We start from the raw sequence: 21,380 nt of genomic DNA, 5'->3' as shown, positions 1-21,380 counted from the left end.
GTTCAGAACCCGGTGCTGACGCTGACGACCGCCGCGAACCCGCCGCCGAGATAGTAGGACGGGGCGCTGCCGGCGATGGTCGTCCCGCGCACGCCACGCGTCGGGCGCGCGTTGGTCCTGACCGTATAGATCCCCGAGAGATAGTTCGCATCGCCGATATTGATGAAATTGGCCTGAATCTGCGGATGGCGGAGAAAACCGACCGACCGCATCCGATAGCCCAGGGTGACGTTGCCGGTCTTGTAGGCCGGAATGCCCTCGTCATTCATGAAGGTGGAGTACTGGGCATCGACATAGTGGAACGACGCGTTGCCGAAAAAACGCCCGTCATCGTACGAGAGGCCGGCCGAGGCGGTGAATTTCGGGGTCATGATCGCCGTCCTGCCGCGGGTCGGCAGCAGGTCGTTCCCGACCGCGACGTCATTGTCGATGGTCGCGTGCAGATACTGCCCCGAGACGTAAGGCGAGAAATGGTGCCACGGACGCAGCGCGATTTCGGCCTGCGCGCCGCGCGTGGTCTGTCCGCCCGCGTTGATGAAGTTCGTGGTCAGCGCGCCGTCGACATAGACGGAACTGGAAATCTGCCGGTTGGTGAAATTGTAGTTGAAGAAGCCGACGGACGCCGTGACCAGTCCGGTGTAGCGGTATCCGACTTCCTCGGAAATCGCGTATTCGTCCTTCAGGTCGGTCTTGCCCACGGTCGAGATCTTGCCGGTCGTCATGTTGAAGGCGTCGAAATACGGCACGTCGGAGGTCGGCGCGTGAAAGCTCGTGTTGGCGTTGATGAAAACCTGATTCCGTGGATCGATCGCGTAGCTGACCGAGAAGCGGGGCAACGGGGTGGCGGTGTCGGACGCCCAGTGATACGCGGCCCCCGGCAGGGCGTTGGTGCCCGCGCGCGACAGGAGGACCTCGCGGAATCCGGCCGTGACGGTCAGCCTGTGGTTCAGCAGCGAGAGCGTATCCTCGATGGAAAAGGCGTTGACCTGCTGCATCAGGTGGAAATTCTTCGAGGCCAGGACCTGTCCGCCCTGCGTCATGATCGTCGTGTCCATGATGGCCCCGGACGAACTGACCGGAGAATAGTCATAGAGCGAGTTCTTCGTGAGGTTGCCGTACCAGTAGCCGACCCTGAGCGTGTTGACGCCGGTATGCAGCGCCAGGCTGCCGTTGAAACCCGCATTGAAGCTGTTGGAGCCCGCATTCGCCGCGACGGCGGCCTTGCCCTTGTAGACCGTCGGGAAGTCGATCGATCCGGCGGGGCTGTCGCCATAATAGATCTTGCCGGGCGTCAGCGTCGCGCCTGACGGGACCAGGCCGCTCATCCACTGGTAATACGGGGTCAGTTCCGCCGTGAGATGGCGGCCGAGGCGGAAATGCGCCGGCGCGCTGATCATCATGGATGTGCGGTCGTACTGGAAGAGACGGTAATAATTGGTCGCGCCGGGCGTGTAGGACCCCGCGTAATTGTAGGAGCGGCCATATTGCTCCCACTGGCCGAGCGTCAGGTAGAGATTGGGCGCCTCGTCGATGCTGTTCCATGTGAAGATGGCGGCGGCGCGATTGTCCTCCCCCCATTCCTTCACCAGTTTCGCGTCGACATGATAGCGCCGGTTGGTGCCCGGCCCGCGCCAGTTGTTGTTGCGCGTATAGGAGCCGGAGACGAAGGCGACGACGCCGGAATGCCCGATCTCGCCGGTATCGAAACGGAGGAAATCCTTGTTCGTGGCGTGCGTGCCGCCGGTGAGTTCCAGCTCGCCGCCGCGCACGCGCGACGGGTCGCGCAGGGTTTCGGTGATCTGTCCGCCCACGGCATTGTACGTGGGCGCGTTGATGTCGCTGCTGCCCTGGGTGAGGTTGACGTGGCCGATATTCTCCGAATCCGCCCATTCCGACGTGTCGGCCAGGCCGTAGATCGGGTCGCCGGCCGGCATGCCTTCGAAGACCATGCCGATTTCGGTCTGGTCCATGCCGCGGATGCTCAGGGTGGTGTGGTCGGCCAGGCCCAGCGGGTCCGAATTCGCGACGACCGCGCCCGGCGTCATCTGAAGCAGGTTCAGGGTGTTCGTCGTGGGCGCCTGTTTCGCGATGAAGTCGCGGGTGATGCCGCTTTGCAGGCGCGGGACGGTCTGGACGGGCATGAGGCCGCCGCCCGGCGTGGTGTTCGTCACGTCGCCGGGCAGGGTGCGGGCGACGACATCCAGGACCTCGGGCGCGGCCGGGGCGGCGGCGGGGTGATGGGGGGCGGGGCCGGGCGCCTTCCGTCCATCGGCGGCGTCATGCCTGGTCCCGACCGCCGCCAGGGCGGTGGACGCCAGGCCTGTCATCGCCGTCTGGCACATCACCGCGAAGGCGAGCGGGACGAAGCGGGCTGACGGCATGGCGGTACCTCGCGGAATGATCGGCGGACAGGACGGGGACCCTGATCCACCCGTTCCAAATTCGGAATGACATGTCGGCCGGCGTAGCGTGATGTCATGACAGATATATGAGTTTATGATATGACGCAAGAATCATGATGCGAAAAACTCATACATCGATTGGTCCCGGGGCACGCGCGCTACGGGGCCGTCGAGCGGTTCACGCTGGAGGGATGCCGGAATGTCGCGGGAGGCTCGGTCGATGACCATTGAGGTCTATTACGGAATTTCGTCGCCCTGGGCTTATCTGGGCATGCCCCGGCTGCGGGCGATCGCGGCGGAGGAGGGCGTTGCCCTCGCGCTCAAGCCGATTCGCATCATCGAGGCGAATGGCGGGATTCCCCTGCGGACGCGTCCGATCGCGCGGCAGGCCTATCACGTTGTCGAACTGAAACGGTGGCGCGCTTATCTCGGGATGACGCTCAACGTCGCGCCGAAATATTACCCGTGCCGTACGATCGAGCCCGCTGCGCGCATGGTCATCGCGGCGCAGCGCGCGGGAATGGACGATGTCGCCCTCTCCTGGGCCATTCAGCGTGCCCTGTGGGCGGAAGAGCGGGATATCGCCGACGACGAGACGCTCGCCGCCCTCGCGCGCGAGGCCCTGGGTGCCACGGCGGGCGATCTGCGCCACCTGGCCGATGCCCCCGAATGCGTCGCGGCGTGGGACGCCAATCTGGCGGATGCCGAGCGCATGGGGATCTTCGGCACGCCGACCTATGTGGTCGATGGAGAATTGTTCTGGGGGCAGGACCGGCTGGATTGTGTCCGCAGGCGAATCCGGGGCCTCCGGTTCGGCGAGCCGGCGGCCTGCTGATCCGATGCGTCGGGAGCGGGCGATTCGGCTGGGGTTCCGGTCGTGAAATCAACAGGTTGATGCCTTGGTTGCGGCAGGGGGAGCCATGTTGACCGTCGCCGGCGGCCTGTCGGCCCGGGCGCCCTCATGCTCCCCCTTGTGCCCGCCACCCCTATGCGTGCTAAGAAGGCGCCGGGAGATCGGCGGCGGACGGACGCCTTGCCAACCCGGTCAGGTCCGGAAGGAAGCAGCCGCAGTGAGTTTCGTCCGGGTCGTCTGTCCGGTCTCCCACCCCGGAATGTCTGTTTTCGATGATGCCGCCGCCCCGGGTGCGGTGCCGCCCTTCCGCCGGAAATCGTGATGACCGTGTCTTCGGACCAGGATCTGTCCGGGGGCCCGGACCTGCCGCTTCCGCCCGATTCGGGCATGGGCCTGTTCGGGGATGAGCCGGGACCCGCCTCCGTCGCCGCCTCCGTGCCTGTCGCCGTGCCCGCGCAGGGGCCCTATCGCGTGCTGGCGCGCAAATATCGCCCGACGACCCTCGACGACCTGATCGGCCAGGAATCCACCGTCCGTATCCTGCGCAATGCCTTCGCGCTGGGGCGGGTGGCCCATGCCTTCATGCTGACGGGCGTGCGCGGGGTGGGCAAGACGACCACCGCGCGCATCATCGCCCGGGCCCTGAACTGCGTCGGGCCGGACGGCACGGGCGGGCCGACCGCCGATCCGTGCGGGGTCTGCGCCAATTGCGTGGCGATCCTGGCCGACCGCCATCCCGACGTGCTGGAAATGGACGCGGCCTCGCGCACCGGCGTGGACGATGTGCGCGAGATCATCGAGGCCACGCGCTTCCGCCCGATGCAGGGACGGATGAAGGTCTTCATCATCGACGAGGTCCATATGCTGTCGCGCAACGCGTTCAACGCGTTGCTCAAGACGCTGGAGGAGCCGCCGGCGCAGGTCACCTTCATCTTCGCCACCACCGAACTGCGCAAGGTGCCGGTGACGGTGCTGTCGCGCTGCCAGCGATTCGACCTGCGCCGCGTGCCGCAGGCCGAGCTGGCGGCCCATTTCGGCCGCATCGCCCGTGCCGAGGGCGCGGACTGCACGCAGGATGCCCTGGCGCTGATCGCCCGCGCCGCCGACGGGTCGGTGCGTGACGGGCTGTCGCTGCTGGACCAGGCGATCGCCCAGGGTGGGGCGGGGGCGGATGGCGCGGCGGGGGGCGGCCCGATCGGCGCCGCGCGCGTGGCGGACATGCTGGGGCTGGCCGATCGCGGCCGGGTGTTCGACCTGCTGGAGGCGGTGCTGGCCGGGCAGCCGGACCAGGCGCTGACGATTACCGACGAAGCCCATGCCCGGGGCGCCGACCTGGGCGTGATGCTGGGCGATCTGCTGGAACTGATCCATACCGTGTCGCGCCTGAAGGCCGTGCCCGTGCTGCGCCGGGCCGCCGACCTGCCGGAGGCCGAGCGCGAGCGGGGCGGGGCGCTGGCCGACCGGCTGTCGGTGCCGGTGCTGGGGCGGACCTGGCAGATGCTGCTGAAGGGATTGTCGGAGGTCGAGATGGCGGCCGACCGGCGCCAGGCGGCGGAGATGGTGCTGATCCGCCTGTGCTATGTCGCGGACCTGCCGCCGCCCGGCGACCTGGTGCGGCGCCTGACCGAGGGGGAGACTGCCGCCGCCGCGCCGGCGGCGCCGGGCGGGGCGTCGGATGGCGGGCCGCCGCCCTCGGGGGTGACGGGATCGGGGCGGCCGGGCGGCGGGCAGGTGGTGGCCCATGGCGGGTTGCGGATGGTGGCCAATGGCGGCGTGCGGATCGCCGACCCGGAGCGGGAGCCGGCCGGCGACTCGGTCGCGGAGGTGGTGCCCGGGCCGGTGCAGGAGCCGGAGCCGGTGCCGGAGACCCCGGCGCCGCTGACGACCTGGCGGGAGGTCGTGGCGTTCGTGTCCGGGCGGGATGCCATGCTGCATGGGCATCTGCGCCATTCCACCCATCTGGTCGCCTTTGCGCCGCCGCGCATCGAGATTCGGGTGCAGCGGGCCGGCTTGCCGGGGCTGGTGCGCCGGCTGGAGACCCTGCTGCGCCGGGAAACCGGGCAGGAGTGGGAGGTCCGGGCCTCGGCCGGGGAAGGGCAGCCGACCCTGGCGGAGCAGGGGGCCGAGATCATCCAGTTCCATCGCGCGTCGGCCGAGGCGCATCCGCTGGTCCGCGCGATCTTCGCGCGGTTTCCGGATGCCACGCTGGGGGCGGTGACCGATCATTCGCTTGACGATTACGGGCTTCCGCCCGAAGAGGCGGCATCCGTCACGCTGGCGCCGGATCTGGAATTCGCTCCGCTCGATGCCGAGCTGGTGGACGAGGACGATCTGGACGCGGGCGACGAGAGGTAGGGAGAGACAGCGATGAAGAATCTTGCCGGGCTGATGAAGCAGGCCACCCAGATGCAGGCGCGCATGGAGGAGATGCAGTCCAAGCTGGAGGGCATGACGATCGAGGGCCATGCCGGGGCCGGCATGGTGCAGGTGACGCTGAACGGCAAAGGCGACATGAAGGCCATCAGGATCGACCCCAAGCTGGCCGATGCGAACGAGATGGAAATGTTGCAGGACCTGATCGTCGCCGCCTGCGCCGACGCGCGCAAGCTGCTGGACGAGCGCGCGTCCGAGGAAATGAAGAAGGTCACGGGCGGTTTGAACCTGCCGGCGGGCCTGAAGCTGCCGTTCTGAATCGTGTTCTGAATCGAGTCGGGGCGGCATGGGCGGAGCGGATATCGAACGGCTGATCGCGCTGCTGGCGCGCCTGCCGGGCCTGGGCCCGCGTTCGGCCCGGCGCGCGGCGCTGGCGCTGTTGCGCCAGCCGCAGGCGCGCATGCTGCCGCTGGCCCAGGCGATGGAGCAGGCGGCGCGATCGGTGCGGACCTGTTCCACCTGCGGCAACCTGGACACCCGTGACCCGTGTGCGATCTGCACCGATCCGGGGCGCGACCGGGGTGTGGTCTGCGTGGTCGAGACGGTGGGCGACCTGTGGGCGCTGGAGCGCGCCGGCGTGCATCGCGGCGTCTACCAGGTGCTGGGCGGCACGCTGTCGGCCCTGGCGGGTACCGGCCCCGACGACCTGAACCTGGCGCCGCTGCTGGCGCGGCTGGAGGCGGGCGGGGTGCGCGAGGTGATCCTGGCGCTGGGGGCGACGGTCGAGGGGGCCGCGACGACGCACTGGTTGCAGGATCGTCTGGTGGGCTTCGACGTGCCGGTCAGCCGCGTCGGGCAGGGACTGCCGATGGGCGGCGCGCTGGACGTGCTGGATGACGGGACGCTGGCCGCCGCCCTGACGGCGCGAAAAATCCATTCGTAAGCGCGCATCGGATCGGCGCCGGACGGCGTTTGCGGACAGGGGGCCGCGGGAGGGGATGAGCATGTGGCCGGTCAGCGAGGCGATTCCCCGGGTGGCGTTCGTGACCGGCGGGGCGGCGCGGCTGGGGCGGGCCATTGCGCTGGCGCTGGCGGATGCGGGCTTCGCCGTCGCCATTCATTATCGGTCGGGCGAGGAGGAGGCCGGGCGCACGGTCGCGGAGATCGTCGCGCGGGGGCGGCGCGCCTGCATGCTGGGCGCCGATCTGGCCCGCGAGGCCGAGGTGGCGCCGCTGATCGACCGCGTGCGGGCGGAACTGGGGCCGGTCGGCGTGCTGGTGAACAATGCCAGCACGTTCGAGCGCGACGAATGGGACGACGCGACCCGCGCCGGCTGGGACGCGCATCTGGAGCCCAACCTGCGCGCGCCCTTCGTGCTGGCGCAGGCCTTCGCCCGCCAGGTGCCCGACGGGGCCGAGGGCATGGTGCTGAACATGCTCGACGAGCGCGTCTGGTCGCTGACGCCGCATTTCGTCAGCTATACCGTCTCGAAATCCGCCCTGTGGACGCTGACGCGGACCCTGGCGCTGGCGCTGGCGCCCCGGCGCATCCGGGTCAATGCCATCGGGCCCGGGCCGGCGCTGCCCAGCCCGCGCCAGAGCGCCGCGCAGTTCGCGCGGCAATGCGCGTCGGTGCCGATGGGGCGCGGGACCGGCCCGGACGAGGTCGCGCGGGCCGCGCTGTCGCTGCTGTGCCTGCCGTCGGTCACCGGGCAGATGCTGGCGCTGGATGGCGGGCAGCATCTGCAATGGTCGCCGGCGCCGCCGGCCGGCCACACACCGGAAGAATAAGAGGCCGTTCGATGTCCATTTTCGCCGCCTGGCCGGTCAAGCCGCCGCTGCGCCGCGTGTTCCTGAAGGACATGGTGTTGCAGGCGCATATCGGCATCTATCCGCACGAGCAGGGGGTGACCCAGCGGGTGCGGGTCAATATCTCGTTCGGGGTGCCGGACGAGCCGGGGCTGGCGATCGGCCGCGACGACCTGAGCCGCACCGTGTCCTATGAGCGGATCGTGCTGATGGTGCGGCGGATCATCGCCGAGGGCCATGTGCGGCTGGTCGAGACGCTGGCCGAGCGGATCGCCGTCGGCGTGCTGGCCGACGAGCGGGTGCGGGTGGTGCGGGTGCGGGTCGAGAAGCCGGATATCTTCGACGATCTCGATGCCGTGGGCGTCGAGATCGAGCGTTGGCGCGACGGCTGACGGACGGCGTCCCCCTGCCCTGAGGCAGGGGGTGCGGCGGTCAGTTGTCGTGCTCGTCGGAGTCGGTGCTGACGTCGATGTCGGCGCTGATCTCGTCGTCGTCATCGTCGAGGTCGGACGTGTCTTCCATCACGTCGTCATCGGCGTCTTCATCGGTATCGAGATCGACGGCGGTGTCGATGTCGCCGTCCTGGGCCTTCTTGGGGCTCTCGGGGATGACATCCACGGGGGTGCGGCGCGGGCGGGGCACGTCCGCCGGCTGCTCGGTGCCGCATTTCGGGCAGATGGCCGGGCTCTTGCCCAGATCGTAGAAGCGGGCGCCGCAGGAGACACAGACGCGCTTGGTGCCGAGATTGGGCTGGGCCATGCTTGAAACCTGTCGATCCTGGAATGGGTTGGACGAAAGCCGCGGCGAAGGCTGCTCAGGGCGGAGCCCCATGCCAGCTTGCGCGGCGCCTGTCAAACCATGATCGTTGCGGCGCGGACATTTCGTCGTTTTTTTGTCGGCGGGACGCATGCCGGTCATTGACTTCGCCGCCGACAATCCGGAAGGGATTGCTCCCATGGAAACCATGCATGCCTCGGCCTCGCGCCCGTTGACCGTCCGTTCGGCGACCGCCCCGCTTTCCGGGTCGGTCGCGGTGCCGGGCGACAAGTCGATCAGCCATCGCGCCCTGATGTTCGCGGCGCTGGCGCGTGGCGAGACCGCGATCACCGGCCTGCTGGAAGGCGAGGACGTGCTGCGCACCGCCGCCGCCATGCGGGCGCTGGGCGCCACCGTCACCCGCGTGGCGCCCGGGCGCTGGCAGGTGACGGGGCGCGGGCTGGGCGCGTTGCAGGAGCCCGACGACGTGCTGGACATGGGCAATTCCGGCACCGCCGCGCGGCTGCTGTCGGGCATCCTGGCCAGCCACGGCATCTTTTCCGTGATGACCGGCGACGGCAGCCTGCGCGGCCGGCCGATGAAGCGGGTGACCGACCCGCTGTCGGCCACCGGGGCGCGCTTCACCGCGCGGGCGGGCGGGCGCCTGCCGCTGGCGATCGAGGGGGTGGCCGAGCCGGCGCCGCTGTCCTATCGGCTGCCGGTGGCGTCGGCGCAGGTGAAGTCGGCCGTGCTGCTGGCCGGGCTGAATGCCGCCGGCACCACGCGCGTCGAGGAGCCGGTGGCGACGCGCGACCATACCGAAAACATGCTGCGCCATTTCGGCGCCGAGCTGTCGGTCGCGCCGCTGGGGGCCGGCGGGCGGGTGATTACCCTGGCCGGGCGGCCGGACCTGGTGGCGCGGGACGTGGCCGTGCCGGGCGACCCGTCATCGGCCGCGTTCGTGCTGGCGGCGGCGCTGCTGGTGCCCGGATCGTCGGTGACGGTGCGGGGCGTGGGGCTGAACCCGCTGCGGACCGGGCTGTTCGCCACCCTGCGCGAGATGGGCGCCGACCTGCGCCTGTCGAACGAGCGGGTGGAGGGCGGCGAGCCCGTGGGCGACCTGACGGCGGTGGCGGGGCCGCTGCGCGGTGTGGACGTTCCGGCCGACCGCGCGCCGTCGATGATCGACGAATATCCGATTCTGGCCGTGGTCGCGGCCCATGCGGCCGGCCCGTCGCGTTTTCGCGGACTGGAGGAGCTGCGGGTGAAGGAGAGCGACCGCCTGTCGGCCACCGTGGCGCTGCTGCGGCGCAATGGCGTGACCGTGGAGGTGGTCGGGGACGACATGCTGGTGACCGGCACCGGCGGGGCGGTGCCCGGCGGCGGGCTGGTCGAGACGCGGATGGACCACCGGCTGGCCATGAGCGCCACCGTGCTGGGCCTGGTCGCGGCCGCGCCGGTGACGGTGGATGATACCGCCTTCATCGACACCAGCTTTCCCGGCTTCATCGCCCTGATGAACGGCATCGGCGCGGGGCTGGCGGCATGAGCCGCGCGCTGGTCATCGCGGTCGACGGGCCGGCGGCGGCCGGCAAGGGCACGCTGGCCCGGCGGCTGGCCGAGGCGCTGGGGCTGCCGTACCTGGATACCGGGCTGCTGTATCGCGCGGTGGGGCGGCGGATGCTGGATGCGGGGCTGGACCCGGCGACGCATCCGGCCGACGAGCAGGCGCGGCGGGTGACGCCGGAGGACTTGGCGCGCGGGGACCTGCGGGTGCCGGAGGTCGATCGGGCGGCCAGCCTGGTCGCCGCCCAGCAGGCGGTGCGGGCGATCCTGGTCGATGTGCAGCGCGATTTCGCGCGGGCTTCCGGCGGGGTGCTGGACGGGCGGGATATCGGCACCGTGATCTTCCCCGAGGCGCAGGTGAAGCTGTTCATCACCGCCTCGCCCGCCGCGCGGGCCCGCCGGCGCTGGGAGCAGTTGGCGCGCGACCGGAACGCGCCGGACCGCGAGGCCGAGATCGCGCGGGTGGAGGCGGAACTGGTGGCGCGCGACGCCGCCGATGCCGGCCGCGCCGTGGCGCCGCTGAAGGCCGCCGAGGACGCGGTGGTGATCGATACCGACCGCCTGACCGCGGAGCAGGTGCTGGCGGAGGCGCTGCGGCTGGTGCGGGCGCGAGCCGGGGCTCTCGGCACCGTGTAGACGGATCGCGCCTTGCGGGGCGGATTTGCGCGGGTTTGTGTTGACAGGGCGGGGGTCGAGGGTGTCTGTGCTTCCCACGCGCGGTTCCGCCCTGGGGGCGCGCTGATGTATCGGCCGTCAGGCATGTCGCGACAGGGGTCGTGGACCAAGCCGGGCAAGTCGTTCCGCCACTGACCGGCGGTGCGCAAGACATCCGGTCCGCCCGCCGTGCCGGAGACAGGATTTACAGGTACCTCATGGCTTCAGCCACCTTACAGTCCGCCGATCATTTCGGCGGCGAAGATTTCGCGACCCTGCTGGACGAGACCCTCGGCCGCGACACCGCGTTCGACGGTTCGGTCGTCACCGGCCGGGTCGTGCGCCTGACCGACGAATTCGCCATCGTCGATGTCGGCCTCAAGAGCGAAGGGCGCGTCGCGCTCAAGGAATTCGGCCTGCCGGGCGTGTCGCCCGACGTGAAGCCGGGTGACGTCATCGAACTGTTCGTCGAGCGTTATGAAGACCGCGACGGCTCGATCGTCCTGTCGCGCGAGAAGGCGCGGCGCGAGGAAGCCTGGACGAACCTGGAAAAGGCGTTCGAGAACAACCAGCGCGTCAACGGCACGATCTATGGCCGCGTCAAGGGCGGCTTCACCGTCGACCTGGGCGGCGCCATGGCGTTCCTGCCCGGCAGCCAGGTCGATATCCGCCCCGTGCGCGACGTCACCCCGCTGATGGGCGTGCCGCAGCCGTTCCAGATCCTGAAGATGGACCGCGCGCGCGGCAACATCGTCGTCTCGCGCCGCGCGGTGCTGGAAGAGACGCGCGCCGAGCAGCGCAGCGAGCTGATCCAGGGCCTGAAGGAAGGGATGATCCTGGACGGCGTGGTCAAGAACATCACCGACTATGGTGCGTTCGTCGACCTGGGCGGCGTGGACGGCCTGCTGCATGTCACCGACATCGCCTGGAAGCGCATCAACCACCCGTCCGAGGCGTTGCAGATCGGCCAGCCGGTGCGCGTGCAGGTCATCCGCTTCAACCCGGATACGCAGCGCATCTCGCTGGGCATGAAGCAGCTCGAGGCCGATCCGTGGGAGAACGTGGCGATCAAGTATCCGCCGGGTGCCCGCTATTCCGGCCGCGTCACCAACATCACCGACTACGGCGCGTTCGTCGAGCTGGAGCCGGGGGTCGAGGGGCTGGTGCATGTCTCCGAGATGTCCTGGACGAAGAAGAACGTCCATCCGGGCAAGATCGTCGCGACCTCGCAGGAAGTCGACGTCATGGTGCTGGACGTGGACAGCGGCAAGCGCCGCATCTCGCTGGGCCTGAAGCAGGTGCAGCGCAACCCGTGGGAGCAGTTCGCCGAGGAGCACAAGATCGGCTCCACGGTCGAGGGCGAGATCCGCAACATCACCGAGTTCGGCCTGTTCATCGGCCTGTCGGCGGACATCGATGGCATGGTCCATATGTCCGACCTGTCGTGGGACGAGACCGGCGAGGTCGCCATGACCCACTACGAGAAGGGTCAGGTCGTCCAGGCGAAGGTGCTGGATGTCGATGTCGAGAAGGAGCGTATCTCGCTGGGCATCAAGCAACTGCATGAAGACCCCGCCGCCGATGCGCTGGGCAAGGTGCAGAAGGGTGCCATCGTCACCTGCATCGTGACCGCCGTGCAGTCGAACGGCATCGAGGTGAAGGTGGACGACGTGCTGACCGGCTTCATCCGCCGCGCCGAACTGGCGCGCGACAAGGCCGACCAGCGTCCGGAACGCTTCGCCGTCGGCGAGAAGGTCGATGCGAAGATCGTGTCGGTCGATCGTGCCGCCCGCAAGCTGGCCCTGACCATCCGCGGCCGCGAGGTCGAGGAAGACAAGCAGGCGATCAACGAGTATGGCTCGTCGGACAGCGGTGCGTCGCTGGGCGACATCCTGAGCGCCGCGATCCGTCGTCGGAACGCCGACGCCTGATCGGTCCGGCCTGACGGACTGAACGAAGAAGGGGCGGTGCCGGAAACGGCACCGCCCTTTTTGATGGTTCCGGTCTTTTGCGAGGGGATGGCGACGCGGAGGATGTCCTTGAGCCAGGGCGGATTCACATCAAAGGAGCTATGGTCGGAGATCGCGACTTGCGCGTGTACGATGTTGGTGAGCCGCGCTGGACCTGACCTGATCGGGGTGATTGGTCTGGCGTCGCCATGAGTCGTATCGCATGGCGGCATGGATCTGCGCCGCTGTCTTATGGCGCGTCTGTTCCAAGACGGAAAAGTAGAAACGCCGTGCCGAACAGGACCAGGGCGGCGCCGGACCACAGCGCGCCGGAAACGCCCAGTCCGGATGCCAGGGGGCCTGCCAGGACGTAGCCGAGCGGCATCAGGCAATAGGAGCCGAGCATGTCGTAGGCGGAGACGCGCGACAGGCGGTCCGGCGGAATCGCGCGTTGCAACGTGCTTTCCCACAGGACGTTGACATGCGCCATTTCGATTCCGCCGAGTATGGCGCAGATGCCCTGGACCCAGTAGGGAGCGGCGGCCGCCAGGCCGATCGGCAGCAGCGGATAGAGCAGGAGCCACAGCAAGATCGCCCGGATGGCGCGTTGTGGCCGGGCGCGCGTCGCCATGATCGCGCCGATGATTGCGCCGCCGCCCATCAGCGACAGCAGGGCCCCCCAATGCAGGGCGCCGCCTGGCTGGTGGGAATAGAGAAGCGCGCCCAGCACCTCGGTCGGTGCCCAGGACAGCAGGTGCATGGCCCCGAACAGGCAGACCATGAGCCAGACCCACGACCGGGCGATGAATGCGCTCCAGCCGTCCCGCAGCGAGCGAAGCAGGGAGGGATCCGCCGCGTCTGTCGCGGTCTCGTCGCCGGGTGGGCGTATCAGGGTCAGGAGACAGGCGCTGGCGAGATAGGTCAGCCCGTCCAGCGCCACCGCCCATGATGCCCCGGCCGACGCGACGAGCGCGCCGCCGAGGGCGGGTCCGATCAGGCCGGACGCGGAGGAGGCCGCCATCAGGCGGCCGTTGGCGGCGGGGAGGCCGTCCGCGCTGACGATCTGCGTCAGAAAGCGGTTGCGGCCGGGGGCCTCCAGCGCCGTTCCCGCGCCCAGCATCGTGACGAGTGCCAGGACGGCATAGAAGGCGCCGCTGCCGGGCACAGACATGTAGGCCAGAAGGGCGGCGAGGAGCATTTGCGTGCAGGCGCGCAGCAGGTCGGCCGCGATCATCATGCGGCGCGGCGCGAAACGATCGGCCAGCGCGCCGCCCAGCAGGAGCAGACCGATCAGCGGCAGGGCCTCCGCCGCCATGACCAGACTCACGCGCTCCGTTCCCGATCCGCCCGCGAAGAGCGCGAAGGTGAGGGCGACCGGGGCCGCGCCGGTACCGATGGCGGACAGGGACGATCCCGCGAGAAAGAGTGTGAAATTCCTTCCGCCGGTCATGTCCGGACCGGTCCGGCTCGTCCGGGCGCGCGTGGTTTCATCCGTTGCTCTATGGTTTTCCGCGAAAGGCGTCGGAGAGACAGTGTACGATGGATGCCGCGTCGTGCCCCGACGGGTCCATGTCGGGATCATAGATGGCGAGGTCCATGCCCGCGATGCGGCCCGTCGCGAGAAGAATTCCGAGCAGCGTGGCCAATTCCTGGAACGTCATGCCCGGTGAACCGGGAGAATCGACGGCCGGCATCAGGGCCTGGTCGATGACGTCGATATCGAGGTGGATCCATGCCCGGGTGATGCCGCGCCGCTCCGCCCAGTCCTGGACCTGATGCGCGGCGGCCGTGGGGCCGAGCTGGTGAAACCGGCGGATGAGGATCCTGCCGATGGTGAGGTGGTCCAGTTCGGAAAACGGATAGTCGGTGTCCTCGCTCTCGCGCTCGCCGATCTGGCAGGCGTCGGCATCCGCTACGAGCGGGCCGTTGATGCTGGGCCACTCGGTCAGCACGGGCTCGCCCCGGCCGGTGGCGAGCGCGAGATCCATGCCGGCGGCGGAGCGGAGGGAACAGGCGTCGTCGTAATTGCCGGGGTGGAAGAAGTCGCTATGCCCGTCGATATGGATCAGGCCCCGTCCGCCGTGGCGTCGCAGGCCCAGCAGGCAACCCAGCAGGTTGCTGCAATCCCCGCCGACGACGAGGGGAAATTGTCCTGCTTTCAGGCTGTTTTCCACGATGGATGCGAGCTTGAGAGTGAAGGCGCGGAGTGAATCGGCATTGCGGATCCGCGATCCGCCCTGGGCATCGCGGCTGTACTCCATTGCCGCGAGGCCGGGTGCCCACGCGGCACCCAGGGCCCGCGAGAGGCCCGCATGTTCGAGAGCGGCGGGCGCGCGCGTCGTTCCGGCCAGCTTGCCGGCGGGGCCGGGGCGCAGGCCGAGATTCGTCGGTGCCGCGATGAGCGCGACGGGATGCGGGGGGGCGCGTCGGCTCATCGCTCCTGCCCTCATGGCGTGGGTGTCGGCCCCTTGACGATTTCGGCCATGTCCCGCGGGCGGACCCAGGTGCGGAAGGCGGCCTGCACGGCGGGGGCCGTCATGTCGTAATAGGCGTGGGCGGCGCGGTCGGGGGTGTCGAGCGGCAGGCCGAGTTCGATCAGGTGCAGGTCTTCCGACGCGATGGAATCCAGGCTGGCGCGGGCCAGCGGCAGGCCGCGCAGCAGGGACGCCTTGGCCAGGGTCAGTTCGGCGTCGGTCACGGGGTGGTCCCGCATGGTCTGGAGGTCGTGCAGGGCGGCGTCGCGCGCGCGGGCGACCTTGTCGGGGTCGGCGCCGAAGCTGATGCTGTAGCCGCCGCGATGGCGCGACCAGGAGAAGCTGCTGCTGACGGAATAGACATAGCCCGTGCGCACCCGCAGGTCGCGGTAGAGGCGGGACGAGAAGCCGTCGCCCAGGATCTCGTTGCCCACGGCGAGGGCGAAATGGTCGGGGTGCTGGGCGGTCAGGCCCAGGCTTTCGGCCAGGACCGCGCTATCCTGCACGCTGGTGCGGTCGGGCACCTGGGTGCGCGAGGCGCGGCTGTCGGGGCGGGGGGGCAGGTCCACGGCCGGGGTGGGGCCGGCGGGCCGGGGCCAGGCGCCGAAGGTGCGGCCGATGACGGCGTGCGCCTGTTCGGGCGTGACGTCGCCCACCACCACGATGGTCGTCAGGTCGGGCCGGTAGGCGCTGGCGTAGAAGGCGCGGACGTCGGCGGCCTTCAGCGCCATGATCTTCCGTGGGTCGGGCTGGCGCAGCGTGGGGTCGCCCGCCGGCGAGACGGCGGCCCTGACCGCGCGGCCGAACAGGTAGCTCGGCGAGGTCAGCAGCCCGGCATAGGACTGGGCCGTCTGCATGCGGACCACCTGGAACGCGCGGTCGGGCAGGGCGGGATGCAGTTCGTTGTCGGCCAGCAATTGCGTGGCCTTTTCGAAATCGGGCGTCAGGACCGAGACGCTGAAGCCGGGGCCGGCGCTTTCGGTGGCCGCGATGTCGTCCAGCGCCTTCTGGAAGGCGAGCCGGTCGAGCGACTGGCTGCCGTAGCTGAACAGGTCATCGGTGATCGCGGCGATGCCGTCCTGGCCCTTGGGCTCCTGCATGTTCGCGTTCTGGCGGATCTGGCCATAGACCGACACGGTGTGGTTGACATGCGCCGGGTGGACGATCAGCCGCAGCCCGTTGGGGTAGGTGAAGACGGCGGGCAGGCCGACCGGCGGCGGCAGGTTGACCGTCGAGAGGGCCTCGTGCGCCCAGTCGGGCAGGGGGACCGGGTGGTCGGGCGGGGTGGCGAAGGATTCGGAGCCGCCGAAGCCCTTGCCGGCGACCGGGTGGCCGGAATCCTCCGGTGTCAGCAGGGCGGTGACGGCCTGGCGCGGGTCGAGGATCTGCCGGGCCAGGCGGTTGACGTCGTCCACCGTGACGGCCTTCAGCGCGGTGCCGAGGGCGTCGGGCGAGTCCAGCCCCATCACCGCCAGCGCCTGCGACCAGGTTTCGGCCAGGCCGCTGATGCTGTTGGCCGAGAAGCCGATCTGCGCCAGTTCCTTGCGGCGGGCGGCCTCGACCAAGTCGGGGGGCACGCCCTTGTCGCGGATGGCGGCGATGATGCCGTTGATTTCGGCCAGCAGGGGGGCCGGGTCCTGGGTGCGGGGATAGGCGGCCACCGCGATGCCGATGCCGGCATCGGCCTTGGGCGCGAATTCGAAGCCGGCGAACAGGGCCTTGCCGGAGGGCACGAGGTCGTAGAGCGCGCCGCGCTGGCTGGTCAGCACGTCGGCCAGGATCTGTGCGGTTGCGTAATCCTTCGATTGCAGGCCGGGCATGCGCCAGGCGACCGTCGCCAGGCCCACGGGATAGTCGGTGGGGAAATGCAGGGTCTGCGCCGTGATCGGGCCCGGCTGGACGGGCGAGCGCGCGGGCAGCGCGCGGCGGGGGATGTCGCCGAAGATGGCCCTGACCCGGGCGATCGCGCGGTCGGGGTCCACGTCGCCGGCGATGACCAGGATGGCGTTGTTGGGCGCGTACCAGGAATCGTAGAAGCGGCGCAGCAGGGCGGCGTCGGTCTTGTCGAAGGAGGGGCGGGTGCCCAGCGCGTCATGCTCATAGGGCGTGCCGGCGAACAGGATCGATTGCAGGCGAGTGAGATACTGGTAGCTGGGGCTGGAGAGGTCGCGCGCCACTTCCTGCTCGATCGCGCCGCGTTCCTTCTCCCAATCGGCGTCGGCCAGGGTGAGGCCGCGCATGCGCAGGGCCTCGATGCGCAGCATGACGTCGAGGTCCTCGGCCGGGGCGGTGTAGAAATACTGGGTGACGTTCTCGGTCGTGTCGGCGTTGTAGCTGCCGCCCAGGCGGGCGCCGATGGCCGCCAACTGGTCCTTGTCCAGCCCGGCGCTGCCGCGGAACATCATATGTTCCAGCGCGTGGGCGGTGCCGGGAAAGCCTTTCGGCGCCTCGCTGGAGCCGACCAGGTAATTGACCTCGGTCGTGACCACCGGGGCCAGCCGGTCGCGCACCACCACCACGCGCAGCCCGTTGGGCAGGGTGGCGCGGACGGCGGTGTCGGCGACGGCGGCCAGGGGGCGGGGAGGCGGGGCGTCGGCCCGGGCCGACCCGGGCAGGGGCATGGCCAGGAGGGCCAGGGAAAGGCTTAATGCGGTGGTGGCCAGGCGTGCTGTCATGATGAACGGGGACTCCTGCTGACCCGGACAGCGTAGACGCGGGGCGCCCGGCTGAAAACCGGGAAGCAGGCATGCGAGGGAACGGACAAGGGAGGATGCGATGAGCGAGGCCATGCCGGATGCGGGAATGGACGAGCGTGTCGGCCGGGTGATGGAAGCGGCGGTGGCGCGCGGACGGCTGGTGGGCGCCGCGGTGATGGTGTCGGTGGACGGACGGGTGACGGTGCGGCGCGCGGCCGGGCTGGCGAATCGCGAGGCGGACGAGGCGATGCGGCCCGATACGCTGGTCCGCCTGGCGTCGCTGACCAAGCCGGTGGTGACGGCGGTGGCGCTGGCGCTGGCCGAGCGGGGCGCGCTGTCGCTGGAGGACGCGGTGACGCGCTACCTGCCCGATTTCCGCCCCGCCTGTGCCGACGGCTCGGTGCCGGCGATCACGCTGCGGCACCTGCTGACGCATACGGCCGGCCTGTCCTACGGGTTTTCGTTCCCGCGTGACGACAACCCTTATGTCCGCGCCGGAGTCTCGGACGGGATCGCCGAGCCGGGGATGGCGCTGGACGACAACCTGGCCCGCCTGGCGACGGTGCCGCTGCTGTTCGCGCCCGGGGCGGGCTGGGCCTATTCGCTGGCGCTGGATGTGATGGGCGGGGTGCTGGAGCGCGCGGGCGATGCGCCGCTGCCCGAACTGGTGCGGCGCCATGTCGGCGCGAAGCTGGGCTGGGAGCGCACCGGCTTCGCGGTGCCCGATCCGGCGGCGCTGTGCCCCGCCTATGCCGATGCGCGGCCGGTGCCGGTGGCGATGGGGGCGCGATACGTGATGCCGCGCCAGTTGGGTGGCGGCAAGGTGAGCGAGATCGTGTTCGCGCCCGGGCGGGTGCTGGACCCGCGATCCTATCCCTCGGGCGGCGGCGGCATGGTGGGGACGGCCGAGGAATTCCTGCGCTTCGTCGATGCGCTGTGCCGGGGCGGCGGCCCGATCCTGTCGGCGGAGAGTGTCGCGCTGTTCGGGCGGAACGCCATCGGGGACCTGTCGATGGGGCCGCTGAACGACGGCATGCGCTTCGCGGTCGGGGCGGCGGTCGTCGATGACCCGGCGCGGGCGCGGACGCCGGTTTCGCGCGGCGGATTCACCTGGGGCGGGGTCTATGGCCATCAATGGATCGCCGATCCGGCGCGTGGCGCTTCGATCGTGATGATCAGCAATACCGCGCTGGCCGGCATGGCGGGGGCGTATCCCGACGCGGTCCGCGACGCGGTCTATGGCGTCGGGTAGGCGATGAGAATGCTATTGCGAACCATTATCATTCGTGCTTGAAGGGAGGGGCACGGAGATGAGACGCCCTGATGTTTGTCTGTTCTTGCAATATGCTCACCGATCATGATGTGGAACACGCGGTGGAGGGCGGGGCGACCCGCCCGCGCGAGATCTATGCGTCGCGCGGCTGCCGGGCGCAGTGCGGCAATTGCGTGCCCGGCATGCTGTGCCTGCTGCGCCGCGCGCTCCAGGCGCGGGCCGACATGGCGGCGACGGAGGCCCTGCCCGCCGTTTGAGGCGGGCGGGTTCCGAAAAGGGGATGCGGCGGCGGGGGCGGCTTGATACAAGGTCCGCATGTCTTTTGGTGATCGCATCAATCAGTTCGACGTGTGGCTGCTGGACCGGGTGTTCCAGCCTTTCGCCGACCGCCTGCCCGAGCGGCTGCCCGCGATGGCCCTGGGGATGAGTTTTCAGTTCGGCGCCATCATGCTGTCGGCGGCGTCGATCATCGCCATGATCGTCGTCGGGCACATGTCGATCAGCGACGCGATGTTCAACGTGCTGGTCTGGTGCCTGGGGCTGGCATTCTATGTCGGGATCAACCGGGTGCGGCCGCTGGTGCGGCCCGGGCATATGAACCCGCTGCGCGTGATGCTGTCGGGCATGCGGCCGCTTTCGATCCCGTTCGCGATCTATGCGCTGTATCAGGGCGCCAGCGCGCCGCCGCATTTCGAGATCGCGCTGTGGTTCAATTCGCTGGCCAATGTCATCTTCGTCGCCGGGATCTATCTGATCTCGTGCGAGGTGCGGCCGCCGGGCCATCGGCAGGCCGCCCGCGCGCGCTTCGGGCGGATGCAGGAACAGGGCGGGCTGTAGTCAGAAATCGATGCAGCGGCCCTTGACCGTCCAGTCGCCGTAGCGGGTGGGCTGCTTCTCCTTGGGGCCGCCATATTCCCGGGCCTCGGAGGCGGGCGCGTCCGGAGCCGGGGTGGCGGGGGCTTCGTCTTCTTTTCGATCGGTGCTGGTCATGGCGCCAGAATGGCCGGAGTCGCGGCGGCGGGCAAGGAACGGGCGTGTGATCGGCCGGGTCAGGGCTTGCCGGGCGGCTTGATCCAGCGGTCGCCGGCATGGCGGGAATGGGCCACGAAGAAGCCGAGCAGGCCGCCGATCGCCGCCGCCAGGACGGCCAGCGTGGTGCCCGCGCCGATCAGCAGCATGAAGACCGGGCCGGCCGTCACGCCGACCGCGAAGGTCAGCACGCTTTCGCGCAGGGTGGGGCCGAACCGCCGTTCCGCGCCGCAATGGGGGCAGATTTCGGCCGTGCCGCGAATCGTGCGGTGGCAGAACGGACATTGCTCGACGGTGCCGGCGACGGGTTCGATCATGAGGGCTTCCTGGAGGCTGCCGCCGTGGTCATTGATGCTCGGACTGGGCGATCCGCTGCTGGGCGGCCATGCGCCACGGGGCGTCGGCGGGGGCGGCGTCCAGCGCGCGGCGGAACAGGGCGGCGCTTTCGGGGCTGACGCGGCCGTCGGCCAGGGTCTGGGCCTCGGCCGCGCGGACCGCGATCTCGGGGATGAAGCGGATCGTCATCGCCTGGCGCCAGGCCTCGGCCGCCGCCGCGTAATGGTCGCGCGCGGCCTCGGCCTGGCCCAGCAGCAGGAAGCCCTGGAAGCGATTGGGATCGTCGGGCGACATCCGGGCCAGGCCGGCGCGCAGTTCCGCCAGCAGCGCGTCGTCGCGCCTGTCCTGCGCCTTCTGGGCCGCCAGGCGGGGCGCGAGCGGCTGCGCCGGCAGCGTCGGGTGGCCGCACAGCAGATAGAGGCCCGTCGCGGTGAGCGGCAGCAGCAGCAGGCAGGCCATGACAACCGGGGTGGTGACGGAGCGGCCGAGGCCGCGCGCGGACGCCGCGTCGGAGGCGAGCAGGCGGCGCTGGATTTCCAGCCGCGCGCCCGCGTGCTCGCCGTCGGCGATCAGGCCGCTCTCGCGGTCGCGGTCCAGCTCGGCGAGCTGGGCCCGATGCAGCAGCATGGCCGATTCCCGTTCGTCCCGCAGGCGGGTCGTGCGGCGGAAGGCGAGGAGAGAAGGCAGCAGCACCACGGCGCTGAGCAGGAAAATGCCAATCCAGATCATCATTATCTCAGCGCGGTCGGGTCAGGTCGGTCAGGCGCGCGCGCTCGTCGTCGCTCAGTGGCGCAGGGCCGGTGCCGCGGGCGCGGCGGAAGGACAGGAAGGCGACGACGCCGCCGACCAGCAGGGCGAGGACCGGCATCAGCCACAGCAGGACCGTGCCGATAGTCAAAGGCGGTTTCAGGCGGATGAAATTGCCGTAGCGATCGACCATCCAGTCCATGATCTGGCGGTTGGATTCGCCCCTGGCGACATGTTCGCGCACCACGTGGCGCAGGTCGCGGGCCAGGCCGGCGCTGCTGTCCTCGATCGATTCGTTCTGGCAGACCAGGCAGCGCAGTTGCGCCCCGATGGCCTCGGCGCGGGCTTCCTGCGCGGGGTCGGACAGCATTTCCGACGGGTCGTCGACCGCGATCGCGGCCAGGGGGGCGAGACCGACGGCCAGGGCCAGGACGGTGGCCAGCATGGCGGCCAGCCGGCGCATG

21 protein-coding genes and 1 other RNA gene are annotated in these 21,380 nt (G+C 69.8%); 13 read left to right on the top strand and 9 right to left on the bottom strand.

Annotation, left to right across the window (positions count from 1 at the left end):
• Nucleotides 1–2: 2 nt before the first annotated feature.
• A complete protein-coding gene (locus tag HLH48_RS05550) occupies nt 3–2,381 on the bottom strand; it encodes a TonB-dependent receptor (protein WP_220795005.1) in 2,379 nt (792 codons plus the stop codon).
• 241 nt (nt 2,382–2,622) lie between these two features.
• Between HLH48_RS05550 and HLH48_RS05545 the strand changes: the two genes are divergently transcribed.
• The 7 genes from HLH48_RS05545 to folB all read left to right on the top strand — a co-directional run bounded on the left by HLH48_RS05545 (nt 2,623) and on the right by folB (nt 7,828).
• Nucleotides 2,623–3,237 carry a 2-hydroxychromene-2-carboxylate isomerase gene (locus HLH48_RS05545; RefSeq protein ID WP_246386954.1) on the top strand — a complete coding sequence of 205 codons (615 nt, stop codon included), beginning with the start codon at nt 2,623–2,625 and terminating at the stop codon, nt 3,235–3,237.
• A 174-nt stretch (nt 3,238–3,411) separates the two neighbouring features.
• Nucleotides 3,412–3,508, top strand: an RNA gene (ffs, locus tag HLH48_RS05540) — signal recognition particle sRNA small type.
• Between the two features lie 68 nt (nt 3,509–3,576).
• Entirely contained in the window at nt 3,577–5,610 is a 2,034-nt protein-coding gene (locus HLH48_RS05535; RefSeq protein WP_182996502.1) for a DNA polymerase III subunit gamma/tau, read from the top strand.
• 12 nt (nt 5,611–5,622) lie between these two features.
• Nucleotides 5,623–5,946 carry a YbaB/EbfC family nucleoid-associated protein gene (locus tag HLH48_RS05530; protein ID WP_182996501.1) on the top strand — a complete coding sequence of 108 codons (324 nt, stop codon included), beginning with the start codon at nt 5,623–5,625 and terminating at the stop codon, nt 5,944–5,946.
• 28 nt (nt 5,947–5,974) lie between these two features.
• Nucleotides 5,975–6,571, top strand: a complete 597-nt coding sequence (recR, locus tag HLH48_RS05525; RefSeq protein WP_182996500.1) for a recombination mediator RecR — start codon at nt 5,975–5,977, stop codon at nt 6,569–6,571.
• A 55-nt stretch (nt 6,572–6,626) separates the two neighbouring features.
• Nucleotides 6,627–7,418 carry an SDR family oxidoreductase gene (locus tag HLH48_RS05520; RefSeq protein WP_182996499.1) on the top strand — a complete coding sequence of 264 codons (792 nt, stop codon included), beginning with the start codon at nt 6,627–6,629 and terminating at the stop codon, nt 7,416–7,418.
• Between the two features lie 11 nt (nt 7,419–7,429).
• The gene (folB, locus tag HLH48_RS05515; protein ID WP_182996498.1) at nt 7,430–7,828 is read left to right on the top strand and encodes a dihydroneopterin aldolase; all 399 of its coding nucleotides are present in this window, start codon (nt 7,430–7,432) and stop codon (nt 7,826–7,828) included.
• 40 nt (nt 7,829–7,868) lie between these two features.
• Here the strand turns inward: folB and HLH48_RS05510 are convergent, their stop codons facing one another.
• The gene (locus HLH48_RS05510) at nt 7,869–8,195 is read right to left on the bottom strand and encodes a TIGR02300 family protein (protein WP_182996608.1); all 327 of its coding nucleotides are present in this window, start codon (nt 8,193–8,195) and stop codon (nt 7,869–7,871) included.
• 196 nt (nt 8,196–8,391) lie between these two features.
• On the opposite strand from HLH48_RS05510, the gene aroA reads away from it, so the two are divergent.
• The 3 genes from aroA to rpsA all read left to right on the top strand — a co-directional run bounded on the left by aroA (nt 8,392) and on the right by rpsA (nt 12,343).
• Nucleotides 8,392–9,741 (top strand): 3-phosphoshikimate 1-carboxyvinyltransferase, encoded by a 1,350-nt coding sequence (gene aroA / locus HLH48_RS05505; RefSeq protein WP_182996607.1) that lies wholly within the window; start codon nt 8,392–8,394, stop codon nt 9,739–9,741.
• On the top strand, nt 9,738–10,394 hold the full coding sequence (cmk, locus tag HLH48_RS05500; protein WP_182996497.1) for a (d)CMP kinase: 657 nt from the start codon (nt 9,738–9,740) through the stop codon (nt 10,392–10,394). The genes aroA and cmk overlap by 4 nt, the downstream gene beginning before the upstream one ends.
• 236 nt (nt 10,395–10,630) lie before the next feature.
• On the top strand, nt 10,631–12,343 hold the full coding sequence (gene rpsA, locus HLH48_RS05495; RefSeq protein ID WP_182996496.1) for a 30S ribosomal protein S1: 1,713 nt from the start codon (nt 10,631–10,633) through the stop codon (nt 12,341–12,343).
• A 268-nt stretch (nt 12,344–12,611) separates the two neighbouring features.
• On the opposite strand, the gene HLH48_RS05490 is transcribed toward rpsA, so the two are convergent.
• The 3 genes from HLH48_RS05490 to HLH48_RS05480 are packed head-to-tail and all read right to left on the bottom strand — an operon-like array spanning nt 12,612 to nt 17,510.
• Complete coding sequence (locus HLH48_RS05490; protein ID WP_182996495.1) at nt 12,612–13,811, bottom strand: MFS transporter; 1,200 nt, start codon at nt 13,809–13,811, stop codon at nt 12,612–12,614.
• A 49-nt stretch (nt 13,812–13,860) separates the two neighbouring features.
• Nucleotides 13,861–14,796, bottom strand: coding sequence for an arginase family protein (locus HLH48_RS05485; RefSeq protein ID WP_182996494.1), 936 nt, complete (start codon nt 14,794–14,796; stop codon nt 13,861–13,863).
• An 11-nt stretch (nt 14,797–14,807) separates the two neighbouring features.
• Nucleotides 14,808–17,510, bottom strand: a complete 2,703-nt coding sequence (locus HLH48_RS05480) for a M16 family metallopeptidase (protein WP_182996493.1) — start codon at nt 17,508–17,510, stop codon at nt 14,808–14,810.
• Between the two features lie 100 nt (nt 17,511–17,610).
• Here HLH48_RS05480 and HLH48_RS05475 point away from each other — a divergent pair, with 100 nt between their 5' ends.
• From HLH48_RS05475 to HLH48_RS05465, 3 genes are all read left to right on the top strand, one after another.
• The gene (locus HLH48_RS05475; RefSeq protein WP_182996492.1) at nt 17,611–18,783 is read left to right on the top strand and encodes a serine hydrolase domain-containing protein; all 1,173 of its coding nucleotides are present in this window, start codon (nt 17,611–17,613) and stop codon (nt 18,781–18,783) included.
• Between the two features lie 71 nt (nt 18,784–18,854).
• Entirely contained in the window at nt 18,855–19,061 is a 207-nt protein-coding gene (locus HLH48_RS05470; protein ID WP_182996491.1) for a (2Fe-2S)-binding protein, read from the top strand.
• Nucleotides 19,062–19,119: 58 nt separating this feature from the next.
• Nucleotides 19,120–19,641 (top strand): hypothetical protein, encoded by a 522-nt coding sequence (locus HLH48_RS05465; protein WP_182996490.1) that lies wholly within the window; start codon nt 19,120–19,122, stop codon nt 19,639–19,641.
• On the opposite strand, the gene HLH48_RS05460 is transcribed toward HLH48_RS05465, so the two are convergent.
• From HLH48_RS05460 to HLH48_RS05445, 4 genes are read right to left on the bottom strand one after another with little or no spacing between them, the layout of a single operon-like run.
• Nucleotides 19,642–19,794 carry a DUF1674 domain-containing protein gene (locus HLH48_RS05460; RefSeq protein ID WP_182996489.1) on the bottom strand — a complete coding sequence of 51 codons (153 nt, stop codon included), beginning with the start codon at nt 19,792–19,794 and terminating at the stop codon, nt 19,642–19,644.
• 59 nt (nt 19,795–19,853) lie between these two features.
• On the bottom strand, nt 19,854–20,150 hold the full coding sequence (locus tag HLH48_RS05455; protein ID WP_182996488.1) for a hypothetical protein: 297 nt from the start codon (nt 20,148–20,150) through the stop codon (nt 19,854–19,856).
• Between the two features lie 28 nt (nt 20,151–20,178).
• Nucleotides 20,179–20,898 (bottom strand): c-type cytochrome biogenesis protein CcmI, encoded by a 720-nt coding sequence (gene ccmI, locus HLH48_RS05450; RefSeq protein WP_182996606.1) that lies wholly within the window; start codon nt 20,896–20,898, stop codon nt 20,179–20,181.
• 7 nt (nt 20,899–20,905) lie between these two features.
• A complete protein-coding gene (locus HLH48_RS05445) occupies nt 20,906–21,379 on the bottom strand; it encodes a cytochrome c-type biogenesis protein (RefSeq protein WP_182996605.1) in 474 nt (157 codons plus the stop codon).
• Nucleotide 21,380 lies beyond the last annotated feature (1 nt).

The organism is Gluconacetobacter sacchari (assembly GCF_014174255.1).
In the GTDB taxonomy this organism is placed as follows: Bacteria; Pseudomonadota; Alphaproteobacteria; order Acetobacterales; family Acetobacteraceae; genus Gluconacetobacter; species Gluconacetobacter sacchari.
This window is presented reverse-complemented; position numbering and strand designations above follow the sequence as displayed.

Bases quoted from the DNA above. Each gene is read 5' to 3' on its own strand.
- rpsA (WP_182996496.1), top strand. From the start codon at position 10,631: ATGGCTTCAGCCACCTTACAGTCCGCCGATCATTTCGGCGGCGAAGAT.
- HLH48_RS05545 (WP_246386954.1), top strand. From the start codon at position 2,623: ATGACCATTGAGGTCTATTACGGAATTTCGTCGCCCTGGGCTTATCTG.
- ccmI (WP_182996606.1), bottom strand. From the start codon at position 20,898: ATGATCTGGATTGGCATTTTCCTGCTCAGCGCCGTGGTGCTGCTGCCT.
- HLH48_RS05470 (WP_182996491.1), top strand. From the start codon at position 18,855: ATGTTTGTCTGTTCTTGCAATATGCTCACCGATCATGATGTGGAACAC.
- HLH48_RS05475 (WP_182996492.1), top strand. From the start codon at position 17,611: ATGAGCGAGGCCATGCCGGATGCGGGAATGGACGAGCGTGTCGGCCGG.
- cmk (WP_182996497.1), top strand. From the start codon at position 9,738: ATGAGCCGCGCGCTGGTCATCGCGGTCGACGGGCCGGCGGCGGCCGGC.
- HLH48_RS05460 (WP_182996489.1), bottom strand. From the start codon at position 19,794: ATGACCAGCACCGATCGAAAAGAAGACGAAGCCCCCGCCACCCCGGCT.
- HLH48_RS05530 (WP_182996501.1), top strand. From the start codon at position 5,623: ATGAAGAATCTTGCCGGGCTGATGAAGCAGGCCACCCAGATGCAGGCG.
- HLH48_RS05535 (WP_182996502.1), top strand. From the start codon at position 3,577: ATGACCGTGTCTTCGGACCAGGATCTGTCCGGGGGCCCGGACCTGCCG.
- folB (WP_182996498.1), top strand. From the start codon at position 7,430: ATGTCCATTTTCGCCGCCTGGCCGGTCAAGCCGCCGCTGCGCCGCGTG.
- HLH48_RS05465 (WP_182996490.1), top strand. From the start codon at position 19,120: ATGTCTTTTGGTGATCGCATCAATCAGTTCGACGTGTGGCTGCTGGAC.
- recR (WP_182996500.1), top strand. From the start codon at position 5,975: ATGGGCGGAGCGGATATCGAACGGCTGATCGCGCTGCTGGCGCGCCTG.
- HLH48_RS05480 (WP_182996493.1), bottom strand. From the start codon at position 17,510: ATGACAGCACGCCTGGCCACCACCGCATTAAGCCTTTCCCTGGCCCTC.
- HLH48_RS05510 (WP_182996608.1), bottom strand. From the start codon at position 8,195: ATGGCCCAGCCCAATCTCGGCACCAAGCGCGTCTGTGTCTCCTGCGGC.
- HLH48_RS05490 (WP_182996495.1), bottom strand. From the start codon at position 13,811: ATGACCGGCGGAAGGAATTTCACACTCTTTCTCGCGGGATCGTCCCTG.
- HLH48_RS05520 (WP_182996499.1), top strand. From the start codon at position 6,627: ATGAGCATGTGGCCGGTCAGCGAGGCGATTCCCCGGGTGGCGTTCGTG.
- aroA (WP_182996607.1), top strand. From the start codon at position 8,392: ATGGAAACCATGCATGCCTCGGCCTCGCGCCCGTTGACCGTCCGTTCG.
- HLH48_RS05550 (WP_220795005.1), bottom strand. From the start codon at position 2,381: ATGCCGTCAGCCCGCTTCGTCCCGCTCGCCTTCGCGGTGATGTGCCAG.
- HLH48_RS05485 (WP_182996494.1), bottom strand. From the start codon at position 14,796: ATGAGCCGACGCGCCCCCCCGCATCCCGTCGCGCTCATCGCGGCACCG.
- HLH48_RS05455 (WP_182996488.1), bottom strand. From the start codon at position 20,150: ATGATCGAACCCGTCGCCGGCACCGTCGAGCAATGTCCGTTCTGCCAC.
- HLH48_RS05445 (WP_182996605.1), bottom strand. From the start codon at position 21,379: ATGCGCCGGCTGGCCGCCATGCTGGCCACCGTCCTGGCCCTGGCCGTC.